This window comes from Flavobacterium sp. MDT1-60 (assembly GCF_014844035.1).
Taxonomy (GTDB): domain Bacteria; phylum Bacteroidota; class Bacteroidia; order Flavobacteriales; family Flavobacteriaceae; genus Flavobacterium.
Genome location: NZ_CP062159.1, coordinates 4116441 through 4130365 on the forward strand (window position 1 = coordinate 4116441; position 13925 = coordinate 4130365).

The window sequence follows — 13925 nt, forward strand, 5'->3', positions numbered from 1 at the left end:
CTTAAAAAAAACTTAAATCTTAATCTGCTATTGGTAAATCATAACTACCTTTGCACTGTCAAAAAATCATATTATGAACATACAACATATTCCACAAATTAAGCATACTGATAGTGGGAATTTCTTTTTATTGGCGGGACCTTGTGCCATTGAAGGAGAAGAAATGGCTCTCAGAATTGCTGAAAAATTAGTTGGTATTACCGACAAACTTCAGATTCCTTATGTATTTAAGGGATCGTTTAAAAAAGCCAACCGTTCCAGAATCGACAGTTTTTCCGGAATTGGTGACGAAAAAGCATTAAAAATTTTAAGAAAGGTTTCAGAGACTTTTCACGTTCCGACCGTAACAGATATTCATACGAATGAAGATGCTGAAATGGCTGCACAATATGTAGATGTTTTGCAAATTCCGGCATTCTTGGTTCGCCAAACCGATTTGGTTGTAGCTGCCGCTAATACCGGAAAAGTAGTGAACCTGAAAAAAGGACAATTTATGAGTCCGGAAAGCATGAAACACGCGGTGCAAAAAGTATTAGATTGTCATAACGAAAACGTGATGGTTACAGATCGTGGTACTATGTTTGGTTATCAGGATATGATTGTTGATTTTAGAGGAATTCCTACTATGCAACAATATGCTTCAACTGTTCTGGATGTTACGCATTCATTACAACAACCAAACCAAACTGCCGGTGTTACGGGCGGAAGACCTGATATGATTGAAACTGTTGCCAAAGCGGGTATTGCTGTGGGTGTTGACGGTATTTTTATCGAAACTCATTTTGACCCTGCAAATGCAAAAAGTGATGGTGCTAATATGCTTCATTTAGATTATTTTGAAGGTTTAATGACCAAATTGGTTGCCATCAGAAAAACAGTTAATTCATTCTAATTTTTTAATACACGTTCATTGAAAACAAATATTTTATTTTTTTTCCTGGTGTGTTTTTCATTAAACACTTTTGCTCAGGAAGAAATCGCAGTAGAAAGATACACAGCACATAATAAAGGTAAATTTTTCGTTTCCTGGGGAGGAAACAGAGACAGTTACACTAAATCTGATGTGAATTTTAGAGGGAAAGATTACAACTTTACGGTTGCTGATATGAAAGCTCACGATAAGCCAAAAGGATACCATATTGACTATGTAAATCCGGCAAACATGACTATCCCGCAAACTAATTTTAGAATGGGATATTTCTTTAACGATCATTACAGCGTTTCTATTGGTTGGGATCACATGAAATATGTGATGACACAAAATCAAATAGCTAATGTTACTGGTGATATTAATTTACCTGCTGATCAGGCTGGATCTATTTACAACGGAGTTTATAATAATACACCTGTAGATATGTCTCAAGGTGGTGCTCAGGAAGGTGGTTTTGAGAAAGGTGATATTCAGAATGGTACTGCTTTTTTAATGTACGAGCATACAGATGGTTTGAACTATATTAATACTGAGGTTTCCAGACATGACGATATTTCGAAATGGTTTGGTTTGCCAAATACAGATAAAGTTCAGATTAACTTAACTGAAGGTTTAGGTGCTGGACTTTTATATCCTAAAACCAATACAACTCTTTTAGGAAAAGAACGTCACGATGATTTTCATGTTTCTGGTTATGGTTTGTCTGCAAAGGCAGGAATCAATTTTACTTTCTTCAAGTATTTTTACTTGCAAGGAGAGTTAAAAGGAGGTTACATTAACATGCAGGATATTAGAACTACAGTTAGTAATGAAGACAAAGCTTCGCAAGACTTTTTCTTCTTTCAAAGAATTATTGCTGTAGGGGGAATTTTTAGAATCTAAACGATTTTTATATCTTTAAAAGCAGAATTTCATATCAAATTGAAATTCTGCTTTTTTTATTGAATCAACTTTAAAATATATGAAAAAGAGAAAGTATTTATTTCCGATTATTACATTTCTATTGAGTTTCGGTTGTGCCCTATTTGTCGCTTTGAAAGTTTTTCCAAACAATCCTTTTTCAGGAACAAAGCCGGAGAATGGTAGTGCTAATAAAATTCATGACGGAGATCTTATTTTTCAAACCTCAGAATCAAAGCAATGTGAAGCGGTTCGAATTGCAACAAACTCGAAATTTTCGCATTGTGGCATTATTTTCTTTGTCAATGGCGGAGAATTTGTTTTAGAAGCTGTCCAGCCTGTAAAAATAACACCTCTTGAGGAATGGATTGCTCATGGAAAAGACCATAAATACTTGGTTAAGAGACTGAAAAATGCCGAAACTGTTCTAACTGAAGACACTCTGGATAAAATGAAAGCTTACGGTAAACAACTTTTAGGCAAAGAATATGATGCTTATTTTGAATGGACGGATAACCGAATCTATTGTTCTGAATTAATCTGGAAAATCTATAAAAATGGTGCCGGAATAGAATTGTCAAAATTGAAACAATTGAAGGATTTTAATTTAACTGATGAAAGAGTACAAAAAATATTAAAAGAACGATACGGAAATGATGTTCCGCTTGATGAAGAAGTGGTTGCTCCATCTGATCTTGTTGCTTCTGATTTATTAAAAACTGTTATTGATACTTATTAATATAGCCCGCAGATTTTACTGATCGAGCGGATTTACACAGATATTTTTCAATAAAAAAGCGATGATTTAACTCATCGCTTTTTTATTATTCTATTTTTTTCGAATCTTAATTCGCTGCTGGAAGAACAATTCCGGTTTGGTCTATTAAATAGATTAATGACGTCATTGTCGCAGCTCCTAATTCTAATTCTCTTTTATTAATGGCATCAAACTTATCGTTTGCTGCGTGGTGATAATCAAAATAACGTTGCGAATCAGGTTTTAAACCAGCTTTTACAATCGCTTTCGAGGTTAAATGACTAATATCTGAACCTGCATGTCCAATTGTAAAACTATGTACTAAATAAGGCTCAAAAAAATCTTTAAATCCTTGGATTTTTTTCAAATTAGCATCATCAGCTTCTATAGAAAATCCTCTTGGTGTAAATCCGCCTGAATCACTTTCTACAGCTAGAATATGATTTTCTTTCTTTTGTTTAGAAACTTCTTCATATTTGGCACCACCTTTTCCGCCATTTTCTTCGTTCATAAACAGAACTGCACGAATTGTATTTTTAGGTTTGTAGTTTAAATTTTTAAGAATACGCACCACTTCCATACTTTGTACTACCCCCGCTCCATCGTCATGAGAACCATCTGCAAGATCCCAGGAATCTAAATGACCTCCAACAACTATAATGTTCTCCGGAGTTACTGTTCCTGTCAATTCTCCAATTACATTATAAGACAATACATCTGGCAAAGTCTCACATGATTGTTTAAAATAAAACTTTAACGCTGGATTAACTTTTAAAGATTTACTTAATAACTCAGCTCCATTTGTACTTATTGCAGCAGTTGGAATATATTGTTCTTTTGGCAGGTCGCCATAACTTTGTGCTCCTGTATGAGGGAAATCGTCAAGACGTAAATTCATTGAACGAACAATTGTTCCAACAGCACCAAATTTGGCAGCCTCTTTTGCGCCGGCAAATCTTTGGTCTACACAAGCTCCGTATGATGTAAAAGTTTCAATGTTTTCAGGATTCATTGGTCTGTTGAAAAACACAATTTTACCTTTTACTTTATCACCTAAAGTCTTTAATTCATCGATACCTTGTACTTCCACCACTTCTGCAGTTAGTCCTGTTTTTGGCGTTGCAATTGATCCTCCCAAAGCACAAATTGGCACTACAGTTTTCGTTTTATTATCTAAAATAAAAGCAGTTTCTTTTTCGCCACGAACCCAATGAGGCACCATAACTTCCTGAAGATACACTTTATCAAGTCCTAAACTCTCTAACTGGGATTTTGTGTATTTTACTGCCGCTTCAGCACTTGGAGAACCTGATAGACGGCTTCCGATATCATTAGATAAATACTCTAACCAAGTGTAACATTTTGCCTCGGTTAAAGCTTTTTTATAAAATAATTTAATGTTTTTCTCATCATTTGACTGTGCAAAAGATGTCAATCCGTTTAAAACTAAAACAGTTAAAAGAATCGTTTTTTTCATAGGTTTTTTTTTGCGTTTTTGGGTTGTTGTACAAAGGAACAAAATTCTTTAGACCTGCCACAGATTTCAGTGCAACTTTTCTTAAATTATTTTACCTCGATTAACTTGTTGTGTACACCAATTCCGTTTTCATTAAAAGCCTCAATAGTAAAGTAATATTTTGTGCCTTTATCTAAACCTCTAAAATCATATATAGCTTCATCATAGACCATAATATTGTTGTATAATTTGTCTGGAGAGATTCCATAATAAATAGTATAACCAACTGCATCCGGTTGTTTTTTCCAGCTAATCATTGCATTTCGGGAATCTTTTGCATTTCTGGTAACTTTAAAATTAGAAACTGCTTTTGGTTTTGTCGCTAATCCATTTCCGAAAACCCTAAAGTCTGAAACCGCAAACAATCCTGAAGCATTATGAATATTTACCATTTTGATGTAACGCGCTTTAATTGACTTTGTCAACTCTACATAATCATGAGGAACGTCTTTTGCATTTTGAGATTTATCTATCACTAATGTCCAGTTTTGAGCATCATCAGACATAAAAATCTTATATTGATAATAAATATCCATAGCCTTGTTATACTGCGTCGCTTTATGATCGGCATAATTAATTTGCAGCGCCTTTATTTCCATTGGTCTGCCTAAATCAAGCTGTAACCATTCGCCAGGCGCATCTGTTTTTGCTGACCAATAGGTCTGAATATTTTCGTCGGTTAAATTTTCTGCACCGTAACAGAATTTCTCATAGACTTTTTTACCACCGTTATCAACTCTATGCGTTTCCACTTCCATACACTCTTCAGCAGAAGAAACGGTAACTGGTTTTTTATATGAAAGCAACATCCATCCTGAAGAAGCTCCTTTTTCCTGATTTCTCTGATTTGTTGGTAATACGATGGGGAAATCGCCGTAAGCAGTAATCGAATACATAACATCATCTTTATCAAATCCGGCAGGAAACATATCTATACGACGCTCAAAACGGTCTTTAATAGAGATTTTACAAGTTCCGGTATTCCAGTAATTTCCGTAGTTGTCAGCAAAAGTATTTCCGTGACCGGCTCCAATTACAAATCCGCCTGGTTTGTATGACATCGGATTGTGTTTTTGATACGTAAAAGGGCCTAAAGGATTGTCGCCAACATGAACACCGTTTGCATACCCTTTAAATTCTGTAGCCGGCGCGCCATATTGCATGTAATATTTCCCGTTGTGTTTGGTCATCCACGCACCTTCAATAAAATTCCCCCAAGGTGCAGGCTCCATATCATTATTTGGTCCGAAACGCTCCCAACCGTGATTTGAAGGATCAAGAATAGCCACCTCTTTTATTTGACCATACGGACGCTGAATATCCTCTACCTCAGTAGCTTTGTATAATTTTTCATAATCGTCCTGATTTCCTTTTGGGAGCCACGTATTATAATCGACTTCAACGCCAACAAGAGGTAATTTTCCACTTGAGCCGTAATACATATAGACTTTTTTATCGTCATCCTGAAAAATTGCAGGATCCCAGGTTGGTAACATTGCTTTATCCATATGTCTTAGCCATTGTCCCGATTTTGGATCCGCTGTTTTCCAAATTGGATGGTCTCTTTTCCAGGTTGAGCCTACATAAAATAAGGTATCATTTACAACCCATGCTGCTGGTGCACACTGATCATCATCTCCGGGTTTTCTTTGAAAACTTCCGTAAACAAATTTCCAGTCAGACATGTCTTTACTCCAAAAGAATCCTGCCTGATTTGTGGCGAATAAATAATATTCGTTTTTATAGGTAATAATCACGGGATCTGCACTCGAACGACGTGATTCCGGAATTCCGTTGTGATTTTGTGTTGTATAATTGTAACCAATATTAATTGGATTGCAATAAGTTGTTGCCGGTTTATTCGGATCAAACCATTCTGTTTTACCCGGAATATTCGATTTCTGTGCAAAAACATTGTTATTGAAAATCATCAAAAACAATAGAATTAGCAGTGTGAATTGATATACTTTTTTCATGGTTTCATTTTATTTGGAAAGCTTAAAAGATTATTTTTTCTTCTTTAATCTTTCTTTTAATAGTTCAGGTTCATTTGTGGTTATGTAATTGAATTTATGATCAATAATCCAATCCATATCAGAAGCTTCATTAACTGTCAGGCATTTAAAATAATATTATTCTCTTTTGCTTCTTCAATCCATTCCGGATGTTTTTTAAATACAGAATAATGATAATCAACTCCTGAAATCTTATCTGCTTTTACTTCTTTTGGAGATTTATTCCCTTCCAGATATTGTAAAACTGTTTTCTGATCAACTTCTCTAATTTGTTTTAAGATTTCGTAATCAAAACTTATATAACAGATGATTTTATCAGCGTTTAATTGTTTGATTGTTTCAACAGTTTTTAAAGCGGTCTTTTTTCCTCTTTCCTTGCTTATTTCTGAAGGCTTTATTTCGCAAACCAGAAGAGTATGCTTGTTATTTTTTTTGCCTTCGGTAATATATTCGTGTAGCGTTGGCAGCTTTTCTCCGTTAGAAAGTTTAAACTGAATTAAGTCAGCATAATTTGTTTCTTCAATAAGTAATTTGTTGTAATGTGCGTCGTGATTGATTACAAGCGAATCATCAGCTGTTCTCCAAACGTCAAATTCTGAACCTGTAAGTTTTAAATCGATCGCATGCTTCAAAGAAGCAATAGAGTTTTCTGGCAGATTGTTTTTTTTCCATGCTCCACGATGTGCTACGATTGCATTTTTTTTCACGTTACAAGAAGAGGAAAATGCAATAAGGAGTGAAAAAAGACAGACCCCGAATATTTTAAGATCATTCATTTTTTTAAAATTAAAATCTGTTATTTGTGAAAAAGCCCTTCGTATAACCAGTACGAAGGGCATTAAATAATCAACAAACCAACTATTTAGCTAATTCAAAACTAACTTTCTTGTCTGCAGCTGAATTTCCACCAACGAAAATATCAAACTGTCCAGGTTCTGCTACGAATTGTAGATCAGAATTATAAAATTTTAAGTCTTCAACTGTTATATCAAATGTCACCGTTTGCTTCTCCCCTTTTTTAAGTGCTATTTTTTGGAAATTTTTCAGTTCTCTAACGGGTCTTGTTACTGAACCTACTAAATCTCGGATATACAACTGAACGGTTTCTTTTCCATCATAATTTCCTGTATTCGTAATATCAACAGTTACTTTCAATTTTCCGTTGAAATTCATTTCATCAGATGAAATTTTCAAGTTTGAGTAGTCAAAATTAGTATAACTCAATCCGAAACCAAATACGAATAATGGCTCATTTCTTTCATCTAAATAATTAGATCTGAATTTTTCAAATTTGCCTTCAGTATTTGCAAGTGGTCTTCCGGTATTTTTGTGTGCATAATAAATTGGTACCTGACCTACACTTCTTGGGAAAGTTGTCGTTAATTTTCCAGAAGGATTTACATCACCAAATAAGACATCTGCAATAGCATAACCAGCTTCTGTACCGGCAAACCAAACATTAAGAATAGCAGGAACAGTTTCGTTCTCTTCTTTTATAACTAACGGACGACCGTCAAATAAAACTAAAACAACTGGTTTTCCTGTTTTTAATAAGGCATTTAATAAATCTTTTTGAGCTTGTGGAATTTCTAAATTTGTACGGCTGCTGGATTCTCCGCTCATTTCTGCAGATTCTCCAAGTGCCGCTACAATTACATCAGATTGGTTTGCTACTTTTAAAGCTTCTGCTAATAATTCTTCTTTAGAGCGGCCATCGCGGTGTAAGGTTTTACCAAACATTGTCGCGTTAGTTTCGAAAGTTTCATTGTAGTCTAAGTTACTTCCTTTTGCATACAATACTTTCGTAGAAGGTCCTGCCACTTCTTTGATTCCTGCCAATAATGATATAGCATTCTCCATTTTAGTAGCTACACTCCAGGTTCCAGGCATGTTTTCTTTAGCATCTGCCAATGGTCCGATAAGTGCAATTGTCCCTGATTTTTTAAGAGGCAATACCTGATTTTGATTTTTTAATAAAACCAAAGATTGTGCAGCAATCTGACGTGCTTCCTTTCTGCTTGCAGAAGTAAAAATTTCCGTTTTAGCTCTTTTTTCATCACAGTATTTGTACGGATCGTGGAATAATCCTAAATCGTATTTTGCTTCTAAAATAAGTTTAACAGCATTATCAATTTGTTCGATTGTTACTTTTTTCTCATCTAAAGATTTTTTCAAAGTTGTTAAAAAGCCTTCACCAACCATATCCATTTCAACACCTGCATTTAAGGACAAAGCTGAAACTGCTTGTAAATCGCCCATTCCATGTTCTATCATTTCGTTTATTCCTGTAAAATCAGTTACTACGAAACCTTTAAAGCCCCATTGTTTTCTTAAAACATCTGTCATTAACCATTTGCTTCCAGTTGCAGGAATTCCGTCTACTTCATTAAAAGAAGCCATTACAGAACCTACGCCAGCATCAACTGCTGCTTTGTAAGGAGGAAAATAGTCGTTGAACATTCTGATATGACTCATATCAACAGTATTATAATCACGACCTGCTTCCGGCGCACCGTATAAAGCAAAGTGTTTTACACATGCCATTATCGAATTATTCTTAGAAAGATCATTTTGCTGATATCCGTTTACCATTGCTTTTGCAATTTGGCTTCCTAAATAAGGGTCTTCCCCTGAACCTTCAGAAATTCTTCCCCAACGTGGGTCACGAGAAATATCTACCATTGGCGAAAATGTCCAGTTGATTCCATCAGCACTTGCTTCCTGAGCAGCAATCTGTGCACTTCTTTCGATCAAATTCATATCCCATGTACAAGATAATCCTAACGGAATTGGAAATGTTGTTTCGTAACCGTGAATAACATCCATACCAAAAATCAATGGAATTTTTAAACGGCTTTTTTCAACAGCAATTTTTTGTACTTCTTTAATTTTTTGAACAGACTTAATATTGAATAAACCACCTACTTTTCCTTCAGCAATTTTTTTAGCCACATCAGAACTGTTTGCTTGTCCTGTCGTAATATCTCCAGAAGTTGGTAAATTAAGCTGACCTAATTTTTCGTCTAAAGTCATTTTAGACAATAGTTCAGCTACAAACTCTGATTTTGGTTTAATTGTTACTGTGTTTTTAGTGTTCTTTTTTTGAGCATAACCCAAAACAGCACATCCTAAAAAAAGTAAGACTAATTTGTTTTTCATTCTAATATATTTATTTGTTCGTATTTGTTTTATTCTGTTTAAGCATCCAATTGTATATTTCCGGATTGTCATAAACTCTCGACCAGCTGTCGTGGCCTGCGTCATCAAAAATGGTTAGTTGAACATCTTTGGCATTGCATTTTTTTAATTCTTTGTAAATGGTTATTGCATAATCAACCTTTACTACATCATCCAATAATCCATGAAAAATTCTGGTTGGAATATTGGCAATTTTACAAGAACTTTCTAATTCAACTAAATCAACAAAACCTGAAATTGGCACAATTTCTGCAAATTTATCCGGATAGGAAAGCGCTAAATTCCAAGCTGCCCAGCCACCGGAACTTAAACCAGTAACATAGATTCTGTCAGCATCTATTTTGTTTTCTCTTTGAATTTTTAGAATCAATTCGTTAATAGATTCAATGTCCCAATTTTCATTTTCTTTACATTGAGGAGCCAAAACATAAGCATCTAGTTGATGTGTTTTTAAATATTTTAAAGGTCCGTGGATTTTTACTTTTTCAATATCTGTTCCTTTTTCTCCATCACCAGAGATAAAAACTATGAATGGCTTTTTTTCCTTTGTATTCGCCGGTTTGTGTAATGCGTAACCCAGTTCATATTTTGTAACAACAATGGTTTTTATTGTTCCTGTTGTTTCACTTTGGGCAAAACCGAATACAAAAAAGAATAAAAGTAATAACGCTAGTTTGTACTTCATTTAATAAATATTAGAATCCGTATTTACCTGAATTAAAACCCAGTTTTATTAAACCTTGTTTTGTATCTGATGCATTCATAAACAATTTCCATAGCAAACCGCTTCTATAGTTTTCAATCATAGGAGCAATTGTTCCCTGATCGATTGCCAAATAACGAGCTGTTACCCAATTGTATTGTGGTGAAAAAGCATCATACGGACCTGCAATTCCAACATATTTCGCTTTATTATCATCATACAAATAATGCAAAAACTTCATCGATTCTACTGGCGTATAAGGGAAAGATGATAATGCTGCCGTTGGCGAAATAACACCGTTATCATTATTAGGCTGATGAGCTGTATATCCCGTTGTTCCATCAGGATTACGGGTATAACTTGCTGTTAATCCCCAGCATTTATCTGAATAATCTTTAAATCCTTTTGGATTAGCTTCACTATATTTAACCATTATTTTAGCATGATTTTGCGTCAATGCCCAATAATCAGCATATTTATCTTTTAAATTATTTGGATCCAAACCTAAATAAGAATAGTGTGACCAGAACATCGGGCCTACATTTCCTGTAGCTCCGTTATAATTTAAAACAACCGGAATTCCGTATTGAGAACCACCATTTATAATAGCACCACTTCTCGCCCATGCTTTATGATATGCTTCGGCAGAAATAGGATGTGTTGGTGAAGAAGCTGCCATTACATAAGTAATCAGACATTCATTATATCCTTCTAATTTAAAATTCATTTCCCAACCATAATTTGGAGACCAATGCCAGTACAAAGCATCTTGCCCCTGAGTATACCAATCCCATTCTACACCTTTCCATAGCTCATCGGCTTTGGCAGCTAATGCTTTTTCGGTTGTGCTTCCATTTTTAAAATATTCTCTGATGGTAATTAGAGCCTGACAAACAAAAGAAGTTTCTACTAAATCTCCTCCATTATCTTTTGTTCCAAACGGAATTACTTTCCCATCTTTATTATCCATCCAGTGTGGCCACGCACCGTGAAAACGATCCGCTTTCTCAAGAAAGCTTAATGCGGTCGTAAGTCTAGAAACAGCTTCAGCTCTTGGCAAAAAACCTCTTTCTACGCCTACAACAATAGTCATTAATCCAAAACCTGAACCTCCTGTAGTAATAATGTTTGACTCAAAATTTGGATCTTCCGTAAGATATCTTTCACGAGCTAATTTTGAATTAGGATCAGCATAATCCCAAAAATATTTAATAGCGTCTTTTTGTACCTGATCCATAGCTTCAGCATCTGTCAAAGGCTTAGTTGGGGTGATTGGATTTGTAGGTAACGGAGTTCCGCCACTTTTTCCTTCATCAGGTGAAGAAGAAGAACAAGAGCTAAAAGCACTCAGGAACAAAATAATATATAAACCGATTTTCATTTTTATAAATTTGCGTATTAATAATTTAAAAATACACCTAGATGGAAAATTCTAGGTGTATTATAAAGATTTCTATCTTTTGTCTTTTTCAAGTTTATATAAAGCTGAAACTTCATTACTTGCAAGAGCTGAATCATAAATTCTAAATTCGTCCATCAATCCTGCATAACTTGTAGCCCAGTCCTGTTGAGAACCATTGTTTAATGGAGGTGTTGTTTCGAACTGATGTGTTCCAAAAACAACTTTACCATTTGTACCTGTCATTTGAAATGCACCATATTTTGGTGCGTTTTTAGCGTTATTATAAGTTCCCGGATCATCCGCATACCATATTGCAGTTCCAACAACTCCTGCAGCAGGAGCAAATGGGAAACCACCAACATTGGCACTTGGTGCACCATTAGTATAACAATTCATAGTACTGGTTTTAGAATCATATGCAAGAACAACATGTATCCAGGTGTTTAAGCTATTATCAAGGTTTACGATTACACTTTGTCCTCTCCATGCTACTCCGGCTCTTCCATTTTCAACTCCAAGTTTTAATCTTAGTCTGTTTGGATTGGCACTATCTGGATTTTCTAAAAACAAATTAATCCCTCCCCAAAACTCAGTTGGTCTAACGATTGAAAAAATACCCTGCGCTCCTTTTCCTTGTCCAGGGCTTCCTCCGTCAGGGACTGTGTTAGCAGTATTCATCCAAAATGAAATTGAGTAATCATTTAAAGATGTAATTTTTGAAGCAGCATTTCCTATTGCATATCGGGCAACAGAACTTGAACCTTGATATGCATTTCCTTTTACACCGGTAGCATAAGCAACATTCATACCTTCAACTCCTGTAATATTACTTTTGCTGTCACTTAAATTTCCATCAAAACTAAATTTAGAAATCAAGTGAGTTGACGCAACTTCATCAGAATTATCATAACCTCCAATTGATTCATATGGAATTGGAGCATTTTCTTTATCTATACTATCCTCACAGCTCACAAATACTGTTGAAGCTAAAACAAAAGAAAGCAAGAAAATAGATTTATTTTTTTTCATTTTTAATGTCTTTAAGGATTAATAACCAGGATTTTGAGTTGCTAAACCACCTGCTTGTTTAATAAATGCAGCCGGAATAGGAAACAATTCGTTTTTACCTTCAGTAAAAGTTTTTCCATCAATTGCAAAAGCTGCTTTGGCTTGACCAGTACGAACTAAATCAAAGAATCTGTCGTGCTCAAAAGCCATTTCAACTCTTCTTTCTCTCCAAATTGCAGTTCTGATATCAGCCTGAGACGAATAAGTTGTATTCGCTAAGCCAGCTCTGTTTCTGATTTGATTTAACAAAGGAATAGCATTCGATGTTTGACCTAATTCATTAAAAGCCTCTGCTTTCATTAATAAAACTTCAGCATATCTTAGATATTTAATATCAACATCTGTTTCCCAGGCATCTGTATAAGCAGAAGAATATGCTTTGTAGTTATAACGTTCGTTTTCAACTGTTGTTGGAATAACTCTTCCATCATACAAAGTTGTTCCTCTAAAGATAATGGTAGCATTTTTTCTTACGTCACCTGGCTCATAAGCATTTACTAAACTTTGAGATGGCGTGTTGAAACCCCAACCCCAACCACCAGCACCACGAGCGCCTTGTGTGTTAGAATATCCTTCGATTCCCTTCGCTGGAACTGCACCTTGAGCATAAATTTCGAAAATAGTTTCTGAATCAAATTTACCAGACGCTTTAAACATGCTGGCATAATCGCTAACGATTGAGTAACCTGTAACTTTATTCGTATTATCGATTACTTGCTGCCATTTCTTTTGATATAAACTTACTTTTGCTAATAAGGCATAAGCAGCTCCTTTTGACACTCTTGATCTTTCATTTGCAGAATACGCTCCTTTTTCAGGAAGTGCTGCAATAGCATCATTTAAATCACTTTCGATGAAAGCATAAACCTCTGCAGCTGTTTTGCGGGTTAATTGCATAATTCTATCTGAATCAGAACCTGGAACTGGCAAGTGATCTACAATTGGTACTCCACCATAACATTTTACTAAAGTAAAATACATAAAAGCTCTTAAAAATTTAGCTTCACCAGCTAATCTAGCTCTTAAATTAGCATCTACTTTATCTAATTTTGGAAGAATATTTAAAGCTTGATTACATCTGTTGATACCATCGTAATTAGCATTAAAAGTACTTTCCGCAGAAGGATTTGACGCATTATAAGTCAAAGCATCCAAAACATCCTTATCCGTTCCTGTATCACCCGGAGATGATCCTTTATCTGCATCATCTGATGTAATACTTGACAGACCAATCCATCCGAATGAGGTCATATCCCAATTTAAGAATTTGTTATAAATTGAGGTTACAAACTGAGCTGCTCCTGCATCATTGTTGAATAATTCAGTGTCATCTGTAGAAATAGATTCTGTTTGATCTACATCTAAATAATCGTCTGCACATCCTGTAAAAAAGAATGCTGATAATACAAATGCTGCTATATATATCTTTTTCATA

The 13925-nt window shown here is 35.0% G+C and carries 11 protein-coding genes; 3 read left to right on the plus strand and 8 right to left on the minus strand.

Going from position 1 to position 13925, the window contains the following annotated elements:
- Positions 1 to 73 precede the first annotated feature (73 nt).
- The 3 genes from kdsA to IHE43_RS17265 all read left to right on the plus strand — a co-directional run bounded on the left by kdsA (position 74) and on the right by IHE43_RS17265 (position 2570).
- A complete protein-coding gene (gene kdsA / locus IHE43_RS17255) occupies positions 74 to 892 on the plus strand; it encodes a 3-deoxy-8-phosphooctulonate synthase (protein ID WP_026982277.1) in 819 nt (272 codons plus the stop codon).
- An 18-nt stretch (positions 893 to 910) separates the two neighbouring features.
- Positions 911 to 1813: a hypothetical protein gene (locus IHE43_RS17260; RefSeq protein ID WP_192185056.1), complete on the plus strand. Its 903-nt coding sequence runs from the start codon at positions 911 to 913 to the stop codon at positions 1811 to 1813.
- Positions 1814 to 1892: 79 nt separating this feature from the next.
- Positions 1893 to 2570, plus strand: coding sequence for a YiiX family permuted papain-like enzyme (locus IHE43_RS17265; RefSeq protein ID WP_192185057.1), 678 nt, complete (start codon positions 1893 to 1895; stop codon positions 2568 to 2570).
- A gap of 106 nt (positions 2571 to 2676) precedes the next feature.
- Here the strand turns inward: IHE43_RS17265 and IHE43_RS17270 are convergent, their stop codons facing one another.
- The 8 genes from IHE43_RS17270 to IHE43_RS17305 form a co-directional block, all read right to left on the minus strand.
- Positions 2677 to 4065 carry a M28 family peptidase gene (locus IHE43_RS17270; protein WP_192185058.1) on the minus strand — a complete coding sequence of 463 codons (1389 nt, stop codon included), beginning with the start codon at positions 4063 to 4065 and terminating at the stop codon, positions 2677 to 2679.
- A gap of 86 nt (positions 4066 to 4151) precedes the next feature.
- Entirely contained in the window at positions 4152 to 6080 is a 1929-nt protein-coding gene (locus tag IHE43_RS17275) for a discoidin domain-containing protein (protein WP_192185059.1), read from the minus strand.
- Between the two features lie 137 nt (positions 6081 to 6217).
- A complete protein-coding gene (locus IHE43_RS17280) occupies positions 6218 to 6826 on the minus strand; it encodes a glycerophosphodiester phosphodiesterase family protein (RefSeq protein ID WP_225585178.1) in 609 nt (202 codons plus the stop codon).
- Between the two features lie 151 nt (positions 6827 to 6977).
- Positions 6978 to 9278 (minus strand): beta-glucosidase BglX, encoded by a 2301-nt coding sequence (gene bglX / locus IHE43_RS17285; protein ID WP_192185060.1) that lies wholly within the window; start codon positions 9276 to 9278, stop codon positions 6978 to 6980.
- Positions 9279 to 9288: 10 nt separating this feature from the next.
- Positions 9289 to 10002 (minus strand): prolyl oligopeptidase family serine peptidase, encoded by a 714-nt coding sequence (locus IHE43_RS17290; RefSeq protein WP_192185061.1) that lies wholly within the window; start codon positions 10000 to 10002, stop codon positions 9289 to 9291.
- A gap of 10 nt (positions 10003 to 10012) precedes the next feature.
- Positions 10013 to 11401 (minus strand): glucoamylase family protein, encoded by a 1389-nt coding sequence (locus IHE43_RS17295; RefSeq protein ID WP_192185062.1) that lies wholly within the window; start codon positions 11399 to 11401, stop codon positions 10013 to 10015.
- A gap of 72 nt (positions 11402 to 11473) precedes the next feature.
- Positions 11474 to 12451 carry a LamG-like jellyroll fold domain-containing protein gene (locus IHE43_RS17300; protein WP_192185063.1) on the minus strand — a complete coding sequence of 326 codons (978 nt, stop codon included), beginning with the start codon at positions 12449 to 12451 and terminating at the stop codon, positions 11474 to 11476.
- 18 nt (positions 12452 to 12469) lie between these two features.
- On the minus strand, positions 12470 to 13924 hold the full coding sequence (locus IHE43_RS17305) for a RagB/SusD family nutrient uptake outer membrane protein (protein ID WP_192185064.1): 1455 nt from the start codon (positions 13922 to 13924) through the stop codon (positions 12470 to 12472).
- Position 13925 lies beyond the last annotated feature (1 nt).

Excerpts from the sequence above, each read along its gene's own strand:
- kdsA (WP_026982277.1), top strand. The coding sequence starts at position 74 with ATGAACATACAACATATTCCACAAATTAAGCATACTGATAGTGGGAAT.
- IHE43_RS17265 (WP_192185057.1), top strand. The coding sequence starts at position 1,893 with ATGAAAAAGAGAAAGTATTTATTTCCGATTATTACATTTCTATTGAGT.
- IHE43_RS17270 (WP_192185058.1), bottom strand. The coding sequence starts at position 4,065 with ATGAAAAAAACGATTCTTTTAACTGTTTTAGTTTTAAACGGATTGACA.
- IHE43_RS17275 (WP_192185059.1), bottom strand. The coding sequence starts at position 6,080 with ATGAAAAAAGTATATCAATTCACACTGCTAATTCTATTGTTTTTGATG.
- bglX (WP_192185060.1), bottom strand. The coding sequence starts at position 9,278 with ATGAAAAACAAATTAGTCTTACTTTTTTTAGGATGTGCTGTTTTGGGT.
- IHE43_RS17290 (WP_192185061.1), bottom strand. The coding sequence starts at position 10,002 with ATGAAGTACAAACTAGCGTTATTACTTTTATTCTTTTTTGTATTCGGT.
- IHE43_RS17295 (WP_192185062.1), bottom strand. The coding sequence starts at position 11,401 with ATGAAAATCGGTTTATATATTATTTTGTTCCTGAGTGCTTTTAGCTCT.
- IHE43_RS17300 (WP_192185063.1), bottom strand. The coding sequence starts at position 12,451 with ATGAAAAAAAATAAATCTATTTTCTTGCTTTCTTTTGTTTTAGCTTCA.
- IHE43_RS17305 (WP_192185064.1), bottom strand. The coding sequence starts at position 13,924 with ATGAAAAAGATATATATAGCAGCATTTGTATTATCAGCATTCTTTTTT.